Genomic DNA, 16,739 nt, shown 5'->3' on the forward strand with positions numbered 1-16,739 from the left:
CGGCAGGGCCCTAGAGGTCGATCAGCTCCTGACGCGGCTCCCCGCGCGGCGGCCCGGCACGGTACCGGTCCGCCGCGCGGCGTATCAGCAGCGTCCCCGCGACGCCCGCCCCGAGCCCGGCGGCGCCCCACCACACCCCGTCCGGCCCGCCGCCGTCCCCTCCGCCCCCGGCGCCGGGCCCGGTCCCGTCCTTCGCGAAGAAGCCCTCGTCGACCAGCCAGGCGTAGGTGCGCCGGTCCACCCGGTGCCAGCGGATGTCGTCGTCCGCCACGTCCGGTGCCGGATCGGTGCGCACCCACGGCGTGCCGTCCCCGGCCAGGAACAGCTGGTCCTGCCGCAGCATCGCCACGTCCCCGCCCGGCGCCCGCTCCGTCTGCGGCCACCCCCCGACCCCGGTCAGCCCCCACAGCACCGTGAACCGCACCGGCGGACGGCGGTCCCGCGTCCAGTCCTCCGGCACCGGCTCGGTCTCCGAGCGCGACGGGTCGAGCAGGCTCCGCAGCCGGTCGAAGTCCCGCTCACCCGCGTGCCAGGACGTGGTGCGCCCCGTGCCCGTCCACACGATCACCGCCACGTCCGGATCCACCAGGGGCGCCGTACCGTCCGCCACCGCGGTCCCCGGCACCCCCGCCCACAGCACCGCGGCCAGCGCCGCCCCCGCTCCCGCCCACCACCGCACGCCGTACCCCCTCCGTCCCCGCCCTTGTTACACCGCCGGGCCCGGAATGGAGCCCCCCTGTTCCCAACCAGTGCCCGACCGCCCCGCGCGGCCTGAGAGAATGGTGAGCATGGCCTCTGAACGTCCCCGCGTGCTCTCCGGTATCCAGCCGACCTCCGGCTCGTTCCACCTCGGCAACTACCTCGGCGCCGTCCGCCAGTGGGTCGACATGCAGGACACCCACGACGCGTTCTACATGGTCGTCGACCTGCACGCGATCACGGTCCCGCAGGACCCGAAGGAGCTGCGCGAGAACACCCGCGTCGCCGCCGCCCAGCTCCTCGCGGCCGGCCTCGACCCGGACCGCTGCACCCTGTTCGTGCAGAGCCACGTCCCCGAGCACGCCCAGCTCGGCTGGCTGATGAACTGCATCACCGGCTTCGGCGAGGCCTCCCGGATGACCCAGTTCAAGGACAAGTCGGCCAAGCAGGGCAACGACCGCACCACCGTCGGCCTGTTCACGTACCCGATGCTGATGGTCGCCGACATCCTGCTGTACCAGGCCGACCAGGTCCCCGTCGGCGAGGACCAGCGCCAGCACCTGGAGCTGACCCGCGACCTCGCGGACCGCTTCAACCAGACCTACGGCGACGCCTTCACCGTGCCGACCGCGTACATCCTCAAGGAGACGGCGAAGATCTACGACCTTCAGGACCCGACCGCCAAGATGAGCAAGTCGGCGGCCACCCCGAAGGGCCTGATCAACCTCCTCGACGAGCCGAAGGCCACCGCGAAGAAGGTGAGGAGCGCGGTCACGGACACCGACACCGTGGTCCGCTTCGACCGCGAGCACAAGCCCGGCGTCAGCAACCTCCTGACGATCTACTCCACCCTCACCGGCGCCGAGATCGCCGAGCTGGAGCGCAAGTACGAGGGCAAGGGCTACGGCGCGCTGAAGACGGACCTCGCCGACGTCGTCGTGGAGTTCGTCACCCCCTTCCGGGAGCGGACCCGGCAGTACCTGGACGACCCGGAGACGCTCGACGCGATCCTCGCCAAGGGCGCGGAGAAGGCCAGGCGCGTCGCCGCGGAGACCCTCGCCCGGGCGTACGACGAGGTGGGCTTCCTCCCCGCCAAGCACTGACCCGCGGCAGCGCCCGGGGCGCCGCCGCCGCAGGACCCCGGGCACCTTCCGTGCGCCCCGGCATGCCGCCGTAGCGCCGCACATCACTCCGGTTGCGCCTGCCCAGGGCACGGCGGTGGCCGTACAGTCGATATCCGGGTGTCCGGCACGGCGACACCCGACGAGCGACACACAACGACAGGAGACGAAGTGGGGACCGTAACGATCGGCGTGTCGATCGCGGTCCCGGAGCCTCACGGCAGCAAGCTCCAGCAGCTGCGCGCGGGCTTCGGCGACGCCGCCGCTCACGGCATCCCCACGCACGTCACCCTGCTGCCGCCGACCGAGGTCGACGGTGCCGCGCTGCCCGCGGTCGAGGCGCACCTGGCGGAGGTGGCGGCGCGCGGCCGGCCCTTCCCGATGCGACTGTCCGGCACCGGGACCTTCCGCCCGCTGTCGCCCGTCGTCTTCGTCCAGGTGGTCGAGGGCGCGGCGGCCTGCTCCTGGCTGCAGAAGCGGGTGCGCGACGCGTCCGGCCCCGTCCCACGGGAACTGCAGTTCCCGTACCACCCGCACGTCACCGTGGCGCACGGCATCGAGGAAGCGGCGATGGACCGCGCCTACGAGGAGCTGTCCGACTACGAGGCCCAGTGGCCCTGCACCGGCTTCGCGCTGTACGAACAGGGCGCCGACGCGGTCTGGCGCAAGCTGCGCGAGTTCCCCTTCGGCAGCGCCACCGTGCCCCCGCAGTCCGGGCGCGTGGAGACCGGCTCGCTGCCCACCCGGTAGCCGCGCCTCACACCGGCAGCCGCCGGAACACCGCCCGCGGCAGGTGCCGCATCGCCGACATCACCACCCGCAGCGCGCCCGGCACCCACACCGTCTCCGAACGCCGCCGCAGCCCCAGCTCGATGGCCGTGGCCACCGCCTCGGGCGTCGTGGCGAGCGGCGCCTCCTCCATCCCCTCGGTCATCCGCGACCGCACGAACCCGGGCCGTACGACCATGACGTGCACGCCCGTGCCGTGCAGCGCGTCGCCCAGGCCCTGCGCGAAGGCGTCCAGCCCTGCCTTGCTGGAGCCGTAGATGAAGTTGGCGCGGCGCGCCCGCTCACCGGCGACCGAGGAGAGCACCACCAGCGAGCCGTGCCCCTGCGCCTGGAGGGAACGGGCGGCGACCAGCCCGGCCGAGACCGCGCCGGTGTAGTTGGTCTGCGCGACCCGTACGGCGTTCAGCGGCTCGCGCTCGTCGTGCGCCTGGTCGCCCAGGATGCCGAAGGCCAGCAGCACCAGGTCGATGTCGCCCTCGGCGAAGACCTTGCCGAGCGCCGCCTCGTGGGACTCGGGGTCCAGCGCGTCGAAGGCGACCGTGCGCACCTCGGCGCCGAGCCCGCGCAGCTGCCCGGCGGCCGCGTCCAGCGCGGGGGAGGGCCGCCCGGCCAGCCACACCGTACGGGTGCGGCGGGCCACCAGACGGCGCACGGTGGCGAGCGCGATCTCGGACGTACCGCCGAGGACGAGGAGGGACTGGGGGAGGCCGAAGGCGTCCTTCACGACTGGCTCCAGACAGGTCAGGGGGCGGCTGGTGTGTCACAGGGCGAGGCGGCGGGACAGGTCGGACACGAACACCCCGCGCGGGTCCAGCTCCGCGCGCAGGGCGCGGAAGTCGTCCAGGCGGGGGTACATCGCGGGGAGCAGTTCCGGGCGCAGCCGGGAGTCCTTGGCGAGGTAGACCCGGCCGCCCGCGTCCGCGACCTCCTCGTCCAGCTCGTCCAGGAAGGCCCCGAGCCCGGGCAGACCCGCCGGGATGTCCAGGGCGAGCGTCCAGCCCGGCACGGGGAAGGAGAGCCAGCCCGGGTCGGCCGCGCCGAAGCGTTTGAGGACGGCCAGGAAGGAGGGGCAGCGGCGGGCGGAGATGCGCCGCACGATCCGGCGCAGCGCCTCCTCCCGGCCGTGCCCGACGACGAACTGGTACTGCACGAAGCCCCCGCGGCCGTAGACCCGGTTCCAGTGCGGGACGCCGTCCAGCGGGTGGAAGAAGGCGGAGATCCGCTGGAGGCGCCCCCGGCTCTCCCTGGGGGCCTTGCGGTACCAGACCTCGTTGAACAGGCCGACCGTCGTACGGCTGAGCAGTCCGCCCGGCAGGAAGTCGGGGGTCGCGGGCAGGCGCGAGGTGCGGAAGGCCAGCGGCGCGCGCCGGGCGCGGGAGCGGGCGGGCAGCGCGTCCAGCGGGGCGTGGTCGCCGCGGGTGAGCACCGCGCGGCCGGTCGCCCGGCCGCGCGCGAGGAGGTCGATCCAGGCGACCGAGTAGCGGTAGCGGTGGTCGGTGGCGGTCAGCCGGGCCATCAGGTCGTCCAGGTCGCCGGCCCGCTCGGTGTCGACCGACATCAGCGCCGTCTCGACCGGCTGGAGCCGCAGCGTCGCGGTGAGGATCACCCCGGTCAGCCCCATGCCGCCCGCCGTCGCGTCGAACAGGGGCGTGCCCGGGGCGACGGTGCGGACCCGGCCGTCGGCGGTGAGCAGCTCCAGGGAGAGCACGTGCCGCGTGAAGGACCCCGACACGTGGTGGTTCTTGCCGTGGATGTCCGCGCCGATCGCCCCGCCGACCGTCACATAGCGGGTGCCGGGCGTCACCGGCACGAACCAGCCGAGCGGCAGCAGCACCTCCATCAGCCGGTGCAGGGAGACGCCCGCGTCGCACAGCACGGTGCCGCCCGCGACGTCGACGGCGTGCACGCGGTCCAGGGCCGTCATGTCGAGCACGGCACCCCCCGCGTTCTGCGCCGCGTCCCCGTACGCCCGCCCGAGCCCCCGCGCGATGCCGCCGCGGACCCCGCAGTCCCGGACGGCGACGGCCGCCTCCTCGTACGTCCGCGGACGGACGACGAGTGCCCCGGTGGGCGCCGTACGGCCCCAGCCGGTGACGGTGCCCCAGTCGGCGTCGGGAACGGTGTCGGCAGACATGGCGGTGACCGTATCGCCCCTGTCTCCCCCTGTGTGAATGATTAGTTCCAAAACATTCGGAGCATCCCTGAAACGGGTGATTAATGGTATGTCGCTCCGGCGTGCCCGCCTTCGCGCGCCGCGGGCGTGGACAGTGAGTCCACATGGACGACCTCGACGACATGGACCACCGGATCGTCAGCGCGCTCAGGGCCCGCGGAACCGACCCGCGCGTGGCCGGCGCCGCGCGCGCACTGTCCTGGGCGGGGGAGCACGGGGCGCTGTGGCTCGCGGCGGGCCTCGCCTCGGCCGCCGTGGACGCGCCCCGGCGCACGGCCTGGCTGCGCGGCACCGCCCTCACCGCGGGCGCCCACGTCGCCAGCATGGGGGTCAAGCGGGTCGTGCGCCGCCCCCGCCCCGCGCACGTCGTCCCCCTGGTACGCACCGCCGGCCGGCACTCCTTCCCCAGCTCGCACGCCACCTCGGCCGCCGCGGCCGCCGTCGTCTTCGGCACCCTCGGGGTGCGCGCCGCCTGGCCGCTCGCCGCCGCCGTGTGCGCCTCCCGGCTGGTCGTCGGCGTCCACTACCCCTCCGACGTCGCCGCGGGTGCCGCCCTGGGCGCGCTCACGGCCCGGCTCGGCACCGGCTGGATGCGCGGAGGCACCCGTGACTGACACGGCCGTCACCGACACCGCCGTCCTGCGCCAACGCGCCCCCGAACAGCAGCGGGAGCCCGACCCGCCGCGCCGGGCGAGACGGGTCCCGGCCGGGCTGCTGCGCACCGCGCGCCCCCGCCAGTGGGTCAAGAACGTCCTGGTCGTCGCCGCCCCGGCCGCCGCCGGCGAGCTGTTCTCCGCGCCCGCCCTGGGCCGGCTCGCCCTGGTCTTCGTCCTGTTCACCGCCTGCGCCGCCGCCGTCTACCTGGTCAACGACGCCCGCGACGCCGAGGCCGACCGCGCCCACCCCGTCAAACGGCACCGCCCGGTCGCCGCCGGAGACGTCCCGGTGCCGCTCGCCTACGCCGTCGGAGGCGTCCTGGGCGTCCTCGCGCCCGCCCTCGCCGCCTGGCTGTGCCCCGGGCCCGTCGCGGCCCTGCTGACCGCCTACCTCGCCATGCAACTGGCGTACTGCGTCAGCCTCAAGCACGTCCTGGTCGTCGACCTCGCCGTCGTCACCACCGGCTTCCTGATGCGGGCGATGATCGGCGGACTCGCGCTCGGCATCCCCCTGTCGCGCTGGTTCCTCATCACGACCGGCTTCGGCGCCCTGTTCATGGTCGCCGCCAAGCGGTACTCCGAAGCCGTCCAGATGGCCGGGAAGGACGGTGCCACGCGCGCGCTGCTCACCGAGTACACCACCGGCTACCTGCGCTTCGTCTGGCAGCTCGCCGCCGGGGTCGCCGTCCTCGGCTACTGCCTGTGGGCCATGGAGGAGGGCGGCGTACCGCACACCAGCGTGCTGCCCTGGCGCCAGCTCTCCGTGATCCCCTTCGTCCTCGCCGTCCTGCGCTACGCCGTCTTCGCCGACCGCGGCACCGCGGGCGAACCCGAGGACGTCGTCCTGCGCGACCGCGCCCTCGCGCTGATCGGCGTCGTATGGCTCGCGATGTACGGCCTGGCGGTGGCCAATTGGTAGCCGGCCGGCGCGAACTGCTGGGCTTCGCCTCCGCCGGCCTGCTCGCCTACGCCGTCGACCTCGGCCTCTTCACCTGCCTGCGCGGCGCGGCCGGACTCGACCCGCTCACCGCCAAGGCCCTCTCCTTCGTCGCGGGCTGCTCGGTCGCCTACGCGGGCAACGCCCTGGGCACCTACCGCCACCTCGGCCGCCCCCGGGGCCTGCGCCCCTACGCGGTGTTCTTCGCCGTGAACGCCGCCGGTGCCGCCGTACAACTGCTCTGCCTGGCCGTCAGCCACTACGGGCTCGGTCTCACCTCGCAGCGCGCCGACACGGTCTCCGGCGCCGGCGTCGGCATGCTCCTGGGCACGATCCTGCGCTTCTGGGGCACAAGAACACTGGTCTTCCGGTCCGCGGCCGGATCCGGAGGGCCCCCGGGATCATGGAACGCGACGAGCGGGGGCAGGGTCGGATCATGGACTGGCTGAAGAAGCGCCCCGTCGTGGGACCGTGGATCGCCCGCCTGACCACCACGCACGCGTGGCGCTCCTACGAGCGTCTCGACCGGGTGAAGTGGTCCCGGCTGGCCGCCGCCATGACCTTCACCAGCTTCGTCGCGCTCTTCCCGCTGCTGAGCCTGGCCGCCGCCGTCGCCGCCGCCACGCTCAACAAGCAGCAGCAGGACAAGCTCCAGGACAAGCTCGCCGAGCAGATCCCCGGCATCTCCGACCAGCTGAACATCCAGGGCCTCGTCGACAACGCGGGCACCGTCGGCGTCATCGCCGCCCTCCTGCTGCTGTTCACCGGCATGGGCTGGGTCGAGGCCACCCGGGGCTGTCTGCGCGCCGTGTGGGAGCTGCCCGACGAGGAGGAGAACCCGGTCCTGCACCGGGCCAAGGACGCGGGCGTCCTCGTCGGTCTCGGCGGCGCGCTGCTGATCACCGTCGGCATCTCCACCGTCGCCTCGGCGCTGGTCGGCTGGATCATCCGCACGATCGGTCTCGCCCAGGGCGGGGTCGGCGGCGTCCTGCTCTACGTCGCCGCCTTCGCCGTCGCCGTGCTCGCCGACTTCCTGCTGCTCCTCTACGTCCTGACCCTGTTCCCCGGCGTCCAGCCCGAGCGCCGCCGCCTGGTGGTGGCCGCGCTGATCGGCGCGGTCGGCTTCGAACTGCTGAAGCTGCTGCTCAGCGGCTACATCCAGGGCGTCGCGGCGAAGAGCATGTACGGCGCCTTCGGCGTCCCCGTCGCGCTGCTGCTGTGGATCAACTTCACCGCGAAGCTGGTGCTGTTCTGCGCCTCCTGGACGGCGACGGGCAGCAAGGCGCAGGAGCTGGCGGAGCCGGGCGACAAGAACGTCACGGACGGGTCCGGCGACGGACCAGGTCCGGCAGCGGCCACTTCCGGTTGATCAGGTACGCGCCGCCCGCGAGCAGCACCAGCACCCCCGCGGCGATTCCGGCCGCGACCCCGGCCCCGCCGGCGCCGTTCCCGGCCGTGGCGCCCGCCACCGGCTTCGTGCCCTCTGCGCCCTTCCCGGTGCCGCCGGCCTCACCGGAGGCCCCGGCCGAGGGGCTCGCCGTTGTGGCGCTCCTCGGACCCACCAGTTCCCCCACCGGCCGCACCTTGCCGGCTGCCCGGAAGCCCCAGTCGAAGAGGCGGGCGGTCTCCTTGTAGACCTCGTTGTGCTTGTCCTCCGCCGGGTGCATCACGGTGACGAGCAGCACCTTGCCGCCCTGCTCGGCCACGCCCGTGAAGGTGTTGCCCGCGTTGGTGGTGTAGCCGTTCTTGACGCCGGCGATGCCCGGGTAGACCTCCACGTCCGCATCACCGGCCAGGAGCCGGTTGGTGTTCTGGATCTCGAAGGGCCTGCGGCTGGTCTTTCCCTTCTTGTCCTTCTTCGTCTCGCCCGGGAACTTGGCGCGGACCGTCGAGGCGTACTCGCGGAAGTCCTTCTTCTGCAGCCCCGAACGGGCGATGAGCGTCAGGTCGTACGCGGAGGAGACCTGCCCCGGCATGTCGTAGCCGTCGGGGCTGACCACGGTGGTGTCGCCGGCCCGCAGTTCCTTGGCGTGCGCGTTCATGTCCGCGACGGTCTTCTCGACGCCGTCGTTCATCGCCGACAGGACGTGCACGGCGTCGTTGCCCGAACGCAGGAAGACACCGAGCCACAGGTCGTGGACGGTGTACGTCTCCTCCTCCTTGATCCCCACCATGCTGGACCCCGAGCCGATGCCCGCGAGGTCCGCGACCTCGACCTTGTGCTTCGTCGTCTTCGGCCACTTCGGCAGCAGGGTGTCCGCGAACAGCATCTTCAGGGTGCTCGCCGGGGCCAGCTCCCAGTGCGCGTTGTGCGCGGCCAGTACGTCGCCCGACTCGGCGTCCGCGACGATCCACGACCGGGCCGTGAGGTCCTTCGGCAGCACGGGCGCCCCGCCCGCCAGGTCCACCTGCGTTCCGGGCTTCCCGAGCCGCGCACCGCCCACGACCGACATCGACGCCGGCGGAGTGGCCGACGGGCTCGTCGACGGGCTCGGGGCGGCGAGCGCGGCGGGGGAGAGGAGGGCGAGAGCGGTCAGGGCGGCGGAGGCGACCGACAGGGATCGCCTGAGGGCCTTCTTGGGAGCGGGCACGAGCGGAAACGTACCGTTCGCGAGCGGCGCCTTCCCACCCCCCTCCCCACCCCGGGCACGGATCCGGACACGCGGCGGAGATACTGAACCCATGAAGCTCAGCCGCCCCGTCTCCTGGTTCCTGCTCGCTTTCGGGGTGTGGAGCTGGATCATCTGGATCACTTTCGTCAAAAACCTGGTCAAGGACGGCAGCGGGCTCGCCTTCGAGGACGGCGACCCCACGGCGTACTTCTGGGTGCACCTGCTGCTCGCGATCGTCTCCTTCGTATTGGGGACGGTCGTCGGGGGCATCGGGTTGCGCGGTGTGCGCGCACTGCGCCGAACGTCATAGGCGACGAGGACGTCACAGACGCCCTGGGCGTCACGAACGAGGGGATACGACGGCATGGTGGTCGTCTTCGTGCTGGTCGCGTTGCTGATGGTGGGCGTCCTCGTGACGGCCAACTGGTACGTGTGGCGGCGCCTGTTCCGTGACACGACCAGCGCGCCGGGCCCCGTGCGCCGGATCGGCGCAGCAGTGATCGCCGGGGGCTGGCTGCTGGCCGTCGGCGCGCTGGTCGCCGAGCGCGCGGGCGCCCCGTTCTGGCTCCAGCGGGTCCTCGCCTGGCCGGGCTTCCTGTGGCTGGCCCTGTCGATCTACCTGCTGCTCGCGGTGCTCGCGGGCGAGGTCGTCCGGCCCCTGCTGCGGCGGTTCCTGGAACGCCGGGCAGCCGCGCGGCACACGACGGAGGCGGAGCCCTCGGTCGCGCCGGCCACGGACACCTCGCGCATACCGGCGGGAACGGCCCCGCCGAAGACGCCCGAGACGTCCGAGGCACCCGTGAGGCCCGAGACGCCCGTGACGCCGGGTGCCGAAGCTCCGGCCGAGGGCAGCACCCTCGCCGTCCCCTCCCGCCGCCTCTTCGTCTCCCGCGTCGTCGCCGGTGCCGCCGCCGCGGCCGCCGTCGGCACGGTCGGCTACGGCACGTACGGCGTGCTGAGCGGCCCGAAGGTGAAGCGGGTCACCGTGCCGCTGGCCAAGCTCCCGCGCGCGGCGCACGGTTTCCGCATCGCCGTCGTCAGCGACATCCACCTGGGGCCGGTGCTCGGCCGGGGCTTCGCGCAGAAGGTCGTCGACACCATCAACTCCACGCAGCCCGACCTCGTCGCCGTCGTCGGCGACCTGGTCGACGGCAGCGTGAAGGACCTCGGCCCGGCCGCCGCCCCGCTGGCCCAGCTGAAGGCCCGGCACGGCGTGTACTTCGTCACCGGCAACCACGAGTACTTCTCCGGCGCCGAGCAGTGGGTCGCCGAGGTGCGGCGGCTCGGGCTGCTCCCGCTGGAGAACGCCCGCACCGAGCTGCCCCACTTCGACCTGGCCGGCGTCAACGACGTTGCGGGCGAGGACGAGGGCCAGGGCCCCGACTACGCCAAGGCCCTCGGTGACCGGGACCGCTCCCGCGCCTGCGTGCTGCTGGCCCACCAGCCGGTGCAGATCCACGACGCCGTCGACCACGGCGTCGACCTCCAGCTCTCCGGCCACACCCACGGCGGCCAGCTCTGGCCCGGCAACCTCATCGCGGGCGCCGCCAATCCGACGCTGGCGGGCCTGGAGCGCTACGGCGACACGCAGCTGTACGTCAGCCGCGGCGCGGGCGCCTGGGGCCCGCCCACGCGCGTGGGGGCGCCCTCGGACATCACGGTGATCGAGCTGGCGTCCCGTCAGGCCTGAGGACCGGCGTCCCGCGTCGGCTTCTTCGCGGGGTCCGGCATCATCTTCGTCATGCCCGGCAGGAAGTCCGTGAACAGCTCGTGCACCTCGCGCACCAGCGGGCGCAGTACCCGGAAGCGGGCCAGCACGACGCCCCGCGCGGTGAGGCGGGCGCCGCGTTCGGCGAGGCGGTAGCTGCGCTCGCGGCCCTCGGTGCGGTCGAAGATCCAGTACAGGACGAGGCCCATCTGGGAGAGCCACATCAGCTCGGGCAGGATGTCCCGCAGCTCCTCGGGCACCTTGGTCTTCGCCCCGGCGAGCACCGCGCGGTGGATGCTGATGGCCTCCACGCGCGCGTGCTCCGACTCCGGGGAGAAGGGGCTGAGCGGGCTGTCCGGGTCGGCGGCGTTCTTGAAGAACTGCACCGCGAACTCGTGGTACGGCGTGGCGATGTCCAGCCAGACCTTCAGCACGCCCGCCAGCCGCGCCTCCAGGTCGGTCTCCCTGGCCAGCACCTCGCGGACCGCCGCCCGGTGCTCGGCGGCGATCCGGTCGTAGAAGCCCTGGATCAGGTGTTCCTTGCCGGCGAAGTAGTAGTACGCGTTGCCGACGGAGACCCCGGCCTCCTGGGCGATGGCCCGCATCGTGGTCCGGTCGTAGCCGCGTTCCTGGAACAGCCGCATGGCCGTCTCCAGGATCAGCGCGCGGGTCTGCTCGGACTTGCTGAGGTGGGCGCCGTCGTCGGGGCCGTCGTTGGTCGCAGGCACGGGTCCAGAGCCTATCCAGTGGCGCAGGTGCCGTCGTCACAGCCCGGCCCGGCATAGATCCAGCCGAGCCCCGGCTCGTACACCCAGCCGTCGGCCCGCCGGTACCCGTTGCCGCCCCACTGCCGCTGCCCGGCGCGCCACTTGGCGGCGGCCAGGACGGCGCCCCGGGCCAGCAGGGCGCCCTTGGGCGTGCTGAGCCGGTGGGCGAGCCTGCGGTACCCGCGCAGCGCCCACAGGACGACCACCCAGGCGGCGGCGCCCCGGTACACCTGCCCGGCGTCGCCGATCGCGGTGACCTCGTCCAGGGTGGCCCCGTGGTCGAGGCCGGGGAAGCGCCGGCGCGCCTCCTCCGACGCGGCCGGGACCAGTTCCAGCGGCACCAGCCGGGGCTGGCGCAGCAGCCAGTCCCGTACATGCGTGCACAGGGCGCACTCGGCGTCGTAGAGGACGGTGAGCCGGCGCACGGGGGCGCCGGCCGTCGTCCCGGGAGCGGGAGCCATCGGCTCAGGCCCCGGCCGTCGGGGCCACCCAGCCCTGCGGCGGGACCGGGGGCAGCTGCTCCCGCTCCATCAGGCCGCGCCGCCGGATCTTGTTGAGCACGTACACGTTGCCCAGGTGCATCACGCCGAGCACCAGCAGCACTACGCCCAGCTTGGTCGAGAGCGCCTCGAAGATGCCCCGGGTGTCGGTGATGGTCTCGTCGTCGCTCAGGTAGAGGGCGACGAAGCCGAGGTTGACGAGGTAGAAGCCCACCACCAGGAGGTGGTTGACGGCGTCCGCGAGCTTCTCGTTGCCGTGCAGGACGTCGGCCAGGAAGACCCGTCCGTTGCGGCTGAGCGTGCGGGCCACCCAGACGGTCAGACCGATGCTGACGGCCAGGTAGATGACGTAGGCGATGACGGTGCGGTCCATGCCCCACCCCTTCTTGAACGCGTTCAAAACGCTGACAGGACTGACTGTAGACCTGTTTTTGAACACGTTCAAGCCGGATGCGGGATCGCCTGCGGCTCAGGGACGGCGGCCCAGCTCCGGGCGCTTGGAGTAGTCCGTGAGGCCGATGACGTTGCCCCACGGGTCGGTGAACTCGACGGTCCAGCCGGTGGCCACGGGGAACGGCTCGTCGAGCGGCGGCACCCCGGCGTCCCGTAGCATGCGGGCGGCGACCCGGGCGTCGGTCACCTCCAGCCACACCCGCGCGGAGGGCCACATCGGCGGCTGCCGCCCGAACTCCTCCTCCGCCCGCAGCAGGAGTCCCGGCGTCTCGACGCCGACCTTCAGCAGGGCGATCCCGGCCTCGTCGAGCCGGTAGGCGACCGGGAAGCCGGCCCGCTCGTAGAACCCGACGGCCTCGGCGAGGTCCCCGACGGGCAGCAGCACGTTGTCGAACCCGAGCAGTTCGTACGACTCGTCACCTGACATGGCGTCATGCTAGGACGATCGTCGCCCGGAACGGCTGATTGTCAGCCCTCGCCGGGCGCGCTCTTCGTCCGTCCGGCGGCAAGGATCGCGGCGACGTCCAACGTGACCTCGGCGCCGAGCGAGTCGGGGAGGGTGACCGTCCGTTGCCGACGGGTTCACCCGATGGTGTGGCATATGCCGGAGGGCCCCGCTTCCAGGGGAAACGGGGCCCTCGCGGCCGTCAACCGGCGTACACCGACGGAGTCAGAAGCGGCGCGTGATGAGCGCTCGCTTCACCTCCGCGATGGCCTTGGTGACCTCGATGCCGCGCGGGCAGGCGTCCGTGCAGTTGAAGGTCGTACGGCAGCGCCACACGCCGTCGCGGTCGTTCAGGATCTCCAGCCGCTGCTCGCCGGCCTCGTCGCGCGAGTCGAAGATGAAGCGGTGGGCGTTGACGATCGCGGCCGGCCCGAAGTACTGGCCGTCGTTCCAGAACACCGGGCACGAGGACGTGCACGCGGCGCACAGGATGCACTTGGTCGTGTCGTCGAAGCGCTCGCGGTCCTCGGCGGTCTGGAGGCGCTCACGCGTCGGCTCGTTGGTGTCCTTCGTGATCAGGAAGGGCATCACGTCCCGGTACGCCTGGAAGAACGGCTCCATGTCGACGACCAGGTCCTTGAGGACCGTCAGGCCCTTGATGGGCTCGACCGTGATCGGCTTCTCGGGGCTGAGGTCCTTGATCAGCGTCTTGCAGGCGAGACGGTTCTTGCCGTTGATCCGCATGGCGTCCGAACCGCAGATGCCGTGCGCGCAGGAACGGCGGAAGGTCAGGCTTCCGTCCAGCTCCCACTTGATCTTGTGCAGCGCGTCGAGGACACGCTCCTTCGGGTCGATCTCCAGCTGGAAGTCTTCCCAGGTCGCGTCGGCCGCGACCTCCGGGTTGAACCGCCGGACGCGGAAGGTGACCGTGATGTACGGGGAGTCGGCGAACCCGGGCTCGGGGGCCGAGTCGTTCTTCTCCATGACAGGGGTAGCCATCAGTACTTACGCTCCATCGGCTGGTAGCGGGTCTGGACGACCGGCTTGTAGTCGAGCCGGATGGACTCGGCGCCGTCGTCGCCCACCTCGCGGTACGCCATGGTGTGGCGCATGAAGTTGACGTCGTCGCGGTTGGGGAAGTCCTCGCGGTAGTGACCGCCGCGCGACTCCTTGCGGGCGAGGGCGGACACCGCCATCACCTCGGCCAGGTCGAGCAGGTTGCCCAGCTCGACGGCCTCCAGCAGGTCGGTGTTGAAGCGCCGGCCCTTGTCCTGGATCGACACGTTCTTGTAGCGGGCGCGCAGTTCGGCGATCTTCTCGACGGCCGTCTTGATCGTCTGCTCGGTGCGGAACACCATGACGTTGGCGTCCATGCACTCCTGCAGCTCGCGGCGGATCGTCGCCACCCGCTCGGTGCCGGTGGACGAGCGCAGCCGCTCGATCTGCTCGACGACCTGGGTCTCCGGGTCCTCGGGCAGCTCGACGAAGTCGGCCTTCTGCGCGTACTCCGCGGCGGCGATGCCCGCGCGGCGGCCGAAGACGTTGATGTCGAGCAGCGAGTTGGTGCCCAGGCGGTTGGCGCCGTGCACGGACACGCAGGCCACCTCGCCGGCCGCGTACAGGCCCGGGACGACGGTGGTGTTGTCGCTGAGGACCTCACCCTCGACGTTGGTCGGGATGCCGCCCATGGCGTAGTGCGCGGTCGGCTGGATCGGGATCGGGTCCGTGTAGGGCTCGATGCCGAGGTAGGTCCGCGCGAACTCCGTGATGTCGGGCAGCTTGGCGTCCAGCTGCTCCGGCGGGAGGTGGGTGAGGTCCAGGTAGACGTGGTCGCCCTCGGGACCGCAGCCGCGGCCCTCGCGGATCTCCGTGTAGATGGAGCGCGAGACGACGTCACGGGACGCGAGGTCCTTCATGACCGGCGCGTACTTCTCCATGAAGCGCTCGCCGTCCTTGTTGCGCAGGATGCCGCCCTCACCGCGGGCGCCCTCCGTCAGCAGGATGCCCATGCGCCAGATGCCGGTCGGGTGGAACTGGAAGAACTCCATGTCCTCCAGCGGCAGCCCGCGCCGGTACACGGCCGCCTGACCGTCACCGGTCAGGGTGTGCGCGTTGGACGTCACCTTGAAGAACTTGCCGGTGCCGCCGGAGGCGTAGATCACGGACTTCGCCTGGAAGACGTGGATCTCGCCGGTCGCCAGCTCGTAGGCCACCACACCGGCCGAGCGCTTGACGCCGTCGACCTCGGTGATCAGCTGGTCCAGGACGTAGAACTCGTTGAAGAACTCCACGCCCTCCTTCACACAGTTCTGATACAGCGTCTGGAGGATCATGTGACCGGTGCGGTCGGCCGCGTAGCAGGAGCGGCGGACCGGGGCCTCGCCGTGGTTGCGGCTGTGACCGCCGAAACGGCGCTGGTCGATCGTCCCGTTGGGCGTCCGGTTGAACGGCAGGCCCATCTTCTCCAGGTCGAGGACCGAGTCGATGGCCTCCTTCGCCAGGATCTCGGCGGCGTCCTGGTCGACCAGGTAGTCACCGCCCTTGACCGTGTCGAAGGTGTGCCACTCCCAGTTGTCCTCCTCCACGTTGGCCAGCGCGGCGGCCATGCCGCCCTGCGCGGCGCCCGTGTGGGAGCGGGTGGGGTAGAGCTTCGTCAGCACGGCGGTGCGGCTGCGCTTGGTCGACTCGATGGCCGCGCGCATGCCGGCGCCACCGGCGCCGACGATGACGGTGTCGTACTTGTGTACCTTCATGATTTTCGCAGCCCCGTGCCTAGCGGATGTTCGGGTCGAAGGTGAAGATCACCAGCGTGCCCAGCAGGATGGTGAACACCGTGGCGGTGTAGAGCAGGCCCTTGAGCCACAGGCGGGTGTTCGCGCGCTCCGCGTAGTCGTTGATGACCGTGCGCAGGCCGTTGCCGCCGTGCAGCATCGCGAGCCAGAGCATCAGGAGGTCCCAGACCTGCCAGAACGGCGAGGCCCAGCGGCCCGCCACGAAGGCGAAGCCGATCTTGGAGACGCCGCCGTCGAGCACCAGCTGGATCAGCAGGTGGCCGAGGACCAGGACGACCAGCACGACGCCGGACAGGCGCATGAACAGCCAGGCGGCCATCTCGAAGTTGCCCCGGGTGGACCTGGGGGACTTCTTCGTGCGGGCGCGGGGCGCCTCGATGAGCGGCGCCGGGTTGTCGACCGAGTACAGGGAGGCGCCCTCGACGGGGCCGATCCCGGAAGCGGGGGATTCAGTCGTGGACATTGGCGTCAGCTCCCGAACAGTTCACGAGCGGCGTGGCCGAGGACGGGGTAGATCGCCCCGAGCATCAGCACGACCCACAGGGCGACGACGGTCCAGAGCATCTGCTTCTGGTAGCGGGCGCCCTTGACCCAGAAGTCGACGGCGATGACACGCAGGCCGTTGAGCGCGTGGAAGAGGATGGCGGCGACGAGGCCGTACTCCAGCAGCGCGACGATCGGCGTCTTGTACGTGGCCACGACGGTGTCGTAGGCCTCGGGGGACACCCGCACGAGAGCGGTGTCCAGCACGTGAACGAACAGGAAGAAGAAGATGAGGACGCCGGTGACTCGGTGAGCCACCCAGGACCACATTCCTTCCCGGCCGCGGTACAGCGTTCCAGCCGGCACGGAAATTTCCTCCGGGAGCGGGGATTGGGGCCGCGCCGGCTTTCCTTGTCGGTCGGGCCCGGCCGGGTACGGTCCACCGGCCCCCAGCATGGTAGCGACGGTTGCCTGCGGCGCTTACGGGGGGCCTGCCGTTGTGATCAAACTTGCACTCAAAGGAGCAGTGGGTCTGAGCGGGGGCGGCTACGGGGGTGGGGGTTTGTCCTTGAATGCCGGGTGCGGGCCGCCTGTGGCTGGTCGC

At 71.9% G+C, this 16,739-nt stretch carries 20 protein-coding genes; 8 read left to right on the forward strand and 12 right to left on the reverse strand.

Annotated elements, in window-relative coordinates; genetic code table 11:
* Positions 1–10 precede the first annotated feature (10 nt).
* Positions 11–679, reverse strand: a complete 669-nt coding sequence (locus C4J65_RS21300; protein WP_115743815.1) for a hypothetical protein — start codon at positions 677–679, stop codon at positions 11–13.
* 103 nt (positions 680–782) lie between these two features.
* On the opposite strand from C4J65_RS21300, the gene trpS reads away from it, so the two are divergent.
* Both trpS and C4J65_RS21310 read left to right on the forward strand, forming a co-directional pair.
* Positions 783–1,802 carry a tryptophan--tRNA ligase gene (trpS, locus tag C4J65_RS21305; protein ID WP_115746560.1) on the forward strand — a complete coding sequence of 340 codons (1,020 nt, stop codon included), beginning with the start codon at positions 783–785 and terminating at the stop codon, positions 1,800–1,802.
* Positions 1,803–1,991: 189 nt separating this feature from the next.
* Positions 1,992–2,570, forward strand: coding sequence for a 2'-5' RNA ligase family protein (locus C4J65_RS21310; protein ID WP_115743816.1), 579 nt, complete (start codon positions 1,992–1,994; stop codon positions 2,568–2,570).
* 7 nt (positions 2,571–2,577) lie between these two features.
* On the opposite strand, the gene C4J65_RS21315 is transcribed toward C4J65_RS21310, so the two are convergent.
* Both C4J65_RS21315 and C4J65_RS21320 read right to left on the reverse strand, forming a co-directional pair.
* Positions 2,578–3,333: a decaprenylphospho-beta-D-erythro-pentofuranosid-2-ulose 2-reductase gene (locus tag C4J65_RS21315; protein ID WP_115743817.1), complete on the reverse strand. Its 756-nt coding sequence runs from the start codon at positions 3,331–3,333 to the stop codon at positions 2,578–2,580.
* A gap of 36 nt (positions 3,334–3,369) precedes the next feature.
* Positions 3,370–4,743, reverse strand: coding sequence for an FAD-binding oxidoreductase (locus C4J65_RS21320; protein ID WP_115743818.1), 1,374 nt, complete (start codon positions 4,741–4,743; stop codon positions 3,370–3,372).
* Between the two features lie 143 nt (positions 4,744–4,886).
* On the opposite strand from C4J65_RS21320, the gene C4J65_RS21325 reads away from it, so the two are divergent.
* From C4J65_RS21325 to C4J65_RS21340, 4 genes are read left to right on the forward strand one after another with little or no spacing between them, the layout of a single operon-like run.
* A complete protein-coding gene (locus tag C4J65_RS21325) occupies positions 4,887–5,396 on the forward strand; it encodes a phosphatase PAP2 family protein (protein ID WP_115743819.1) in 510 nt (169 codons plus the stop codon).
* Positions 5,389–6,357, forward strand: a complete 969-nt coding sequence (locus tag C4J65_RS21330; RefSeq protein WP_115743820.1) for a decaprenyl-phosphate phosphoribosyltransferase — start codon at positions 5,389–5,391, stop codon at positions 6,355–6,357. Before C4J65_RS21325 ends, C4J65_RS21330 begins: the two co-directional genes overlap by 8 nt.
* The gene (locus C4J65_RS21335) at positions 6,318–6,824 is read left to right on the forward strand and encodes a GtrA family protein (RefSeq protein ID WP_205351046.1); all 507 of its coding nucleotides are present in this window, start codon (positions 6,318–6,320) and stop codon (positions 6,822–6,824) included. Before C4J65_RS21330 ends, C4J65_RS21335 begins: the two co-directional genes overlap by 40 nt.
* The gene (locus tag C4J65_RS21340; RefSeq protein WP_240330484.1) at positions 6,812–7,744 is read left to right on the forward strand and encodes a YihY/virulence factor BrkB family protein; all 933 of its coding nucleotides are present in this window, start codon (positions 6,812–6,814) and stop codon (positions 7,742–7,744) included. Before C4J65_RS21335 ends, C4J65_RS21340 begins: the two co-directional genes overlap by 13 nt.
* Here C4J65_RS21340 and C4J65_RS21345 read toward each other — a convergent pair.
* Positions 7,692–8,966: a D-alanyl-D-alanine carboxypeptidase gene (locus C4J65_RS21345; RefSeq protein WP_240330485.1), complete on the reverse strand. Its 1,275-nt coding sequence runs from the start codon at positions 8,964–8,966 to the stop codon at positions 7,692–7,694. The genes C4J65_RS21340 and C4J65_RS21345 overlap by 53 nt on opposite strands.
* Positions 8,967–9,057: 91 nt before the next feature.
* Between C4J65_RS21345 and C4J65_RS21350 the strand changes: the two genes are divergently transcribed.
* A complete protein-coding gene (locus C4J65_RS21350; RefSeq protein ID WP_115743824.1) occupies positions 9,058–9,297 on the forward strand; it encodes a hypothetical protein in 240 nt (79 codons plus the stop codon).
* Positions 9,298–9,351: 54 nt separating this feature from the next.
* The gene (locus tag C4J65_RS21355) at positions 9,352–10,677 is read left to right on the forward strand and encodes a metallophosphoesterase (protein WP_115743825.1); all 1,326 of its coding nucleotides are present in this window, start codon (positions 9,352–9,354) and stop codon (positions 10,675–10,677) included.
* Here C4J65_RS21355 and C4J65_RS21360 read toward each other — a convergent pair.
* From C4J65_RS21360 to sdhC, 8 genes are all read right to left on the reverse strand, one after another.
* The gene (locus tag C4J65_RS21360; protein ID WP_115743826.1) at positions 10,668–11,423 is read right to left on the reverse strand and encodes a TetR family transcriptional regulator; all 756 of its coding nucleotides are present in this window, start codon (positions 11,421–11,423) and stop codon (positions 10,668–10,670) included. The two genes, C4J65_RS21355 and C4J65_RS21360, sit on opposite strands and share 10 nt — an antisense overlap.
* An 11-nt stretch (positions 11,424–11,434) precedes the next feature.
* Positions 11,435–11,923, reverse strand: coding sequence for a DUF393 domain-containing protein (locus C4J65_RS21365; RefSeq protein WP_115743827.1), 489 nt, complete (start codon positions 11,921–11,923; stop codon positions 11,435–11,437).
* A 4-nt stretch (positions 11,924–11,927) separates the two neighbouring features.
* The gene (locus C4J65_RS21370) at positions 11,928–12,335 is read right to left on the reverse strand and encodes a hypothetical protein (RefSeq protein WP_115746561.1); all 408 of its coding nucleotides are present in this window, start codon (positions 12,333–12,335) and stop codon (positions 11,928–11,930) included.
* 96 nt (positions 12,336–12,431) lie between these two features.
* A complete protein-coding gene (locus C4J65_RS21375) occupies positions 12,432–12,842 on the reverse strand; it encodes a VOC family protein (protein ID WP_115743828.1) in 411 nt (136 codons plus the stop codon).
* A 243-nt stretch (positions 12,843–13,085) separates the two neighbouring features.
* Positions 13,086–13,859, reverse strand: a complete 774-nt coding sequence (locus C4J65_RS21385; RefSeq protein ID WP_115743829.1) for a succinate dehydrogenase iron-sulfur subunit — start codon at positions 13,857–13,859, stop codon at positions 13,086–13,088.
* Positions 13,859–15,613: a succinate dehydrogenase flavoprotein subunit gene (sdhA, locus tag C4J65_RS21390; protein WP_115743830.1), complete on the reverse strand. Its 1,755-nt coding sequence runs from the start codon at positions 15,611–15,613 to the stop codon at positions 13,859–13,861. The genes C4J65_RS21385 and sdhA overlap by 1 nt, the downstream gene beginning before the upstream one ends.
* 19 nt (positions 15,614–15,632) lie before the next feature.
* Entirely contained in the window at positions 15,633–16,115 is a 483-nt protein-coding gene (locus C4J65_RS21395; RefSeq protein ID WP_115743831.1) for a succinate dehydrogenase hydrophobic membrane anchor subunit, read from the reverse strand.
* A gap of 5 nt (positions 16,116–16,120) precedes the next feature.
* Positions 16,121–16,501 carry a succinate dehydrogenase, cytochrome b556 subunit gene (gene sdhC, locus C4J65_RS21400; protein ID WP_003974113.1) on the reverse strand — a complete coding sequence of 127 codons (381 nt, stop codon included), beginning with the start codon at positions 16,499–16,501 and terminating at the stop codon, positions 16,121–16,123.
* Between the last annotated feature and the right edge of the window lie 238 nt (positions 16,502–16,739).

Origin of the sequence: Streptomyces sp. CB09001, from assembly GCF_003369795.1 — a bacterium.
GTDB lineage: Bacteria > Actinomycetota > Actinomycetes > Streptomycetales > Streptomycetaceae > Streptomyces.

Excerpts from the sequence above, each read along its gene's own strand:
- C4J65_RS21320 (WP_115743818.1), bottom strand. The coding sequence starts at position 4,743 with ATGTCTGCCGACACCGTTCCCGACGCCGACTGGGGCACCGTCACCGGC.
- C4J65_RS21325 (WP_115743819.1), top strand. The coding sequence starts at position 4,887 with ATGGACGACCTCGACGACATGGACCACCGGATCGTCAGCGCGCTCAGG.
- C4J65_RS21335 (WP_205351046.1), top strand. The coding sequence starts at position 6,318 with ATGGCTCGCGATGTACGGCCTGGCGGTGGCCAATTGGTAGCCGGCCGG.
- C4J65_RS21340 (WP_240330484.1), top strand. The coding sequence starts at position 6,812 with ATGGACTGGCTGAAGAAGCGCCCCGTCGTGGGACCGTGGATCGCCCGC.
- C4J65_RS21350 (WP_115743824.1), top strand. The coding sequence starts at position 9,058 with ATGAAGCTCAGCCGCCCCGTCTCCTGGTTCCTGCTCGCTTTCGGGGTG.
- C4J65_RS21355 (WP_115743825.1), top strand. The coding sequence starts at position 9,352 with ATGGTGGTCGTCTTCGTGCTGGTCGCGTTGCTGATGGTGGGCGTCCTC.
- C4J65_RS21365 (WP_115743827.1), bottom strand. The coding sequence starts at position 11,923 with ATGGCTCCCGCTCCCGGGACGACGGCCGGCGCCCCCGTGCGCCGGCTC.
- C4J65_RS21370 (WP_115746561.1), bottom strand. The coding sequence starts at position 12,335 with ATGGACCGCACCGTCATCGCCTACGTCATCTACCTGGCCGTCAGCATC.
- C4J65_RS21375 (WP_115743828.1), bottom strand. The coding sequence starts at position 12,842 with ATGTCAGGTGACGAGTCGTACGAACTGCTCGGGTTCGACAACGTGCTG.
- C4J65_RS21385 (WP_115743829.1), bottom strand. The coding sequence starts at position 13,859 with ATGGCTACCCCTGTCATGGAGAAGAACGACTCGGCCCCCGAGCCCGGG.
- sdhA (WP_115743830.1), bottom strand. The coding sequence starts at position 15,613 with ATGAAGGTACACAAGTACGACACCGTCATCGTCGGCGCCGGTGGCGCC.
- C4J65_RS21395 (WP_115743831.1), bottom strand. The coding sequence starts at position 16,115 with ATGTCCACGACTGAATCCCCCGCTTCCGGGATCGGCCCCGTCGAGGGC.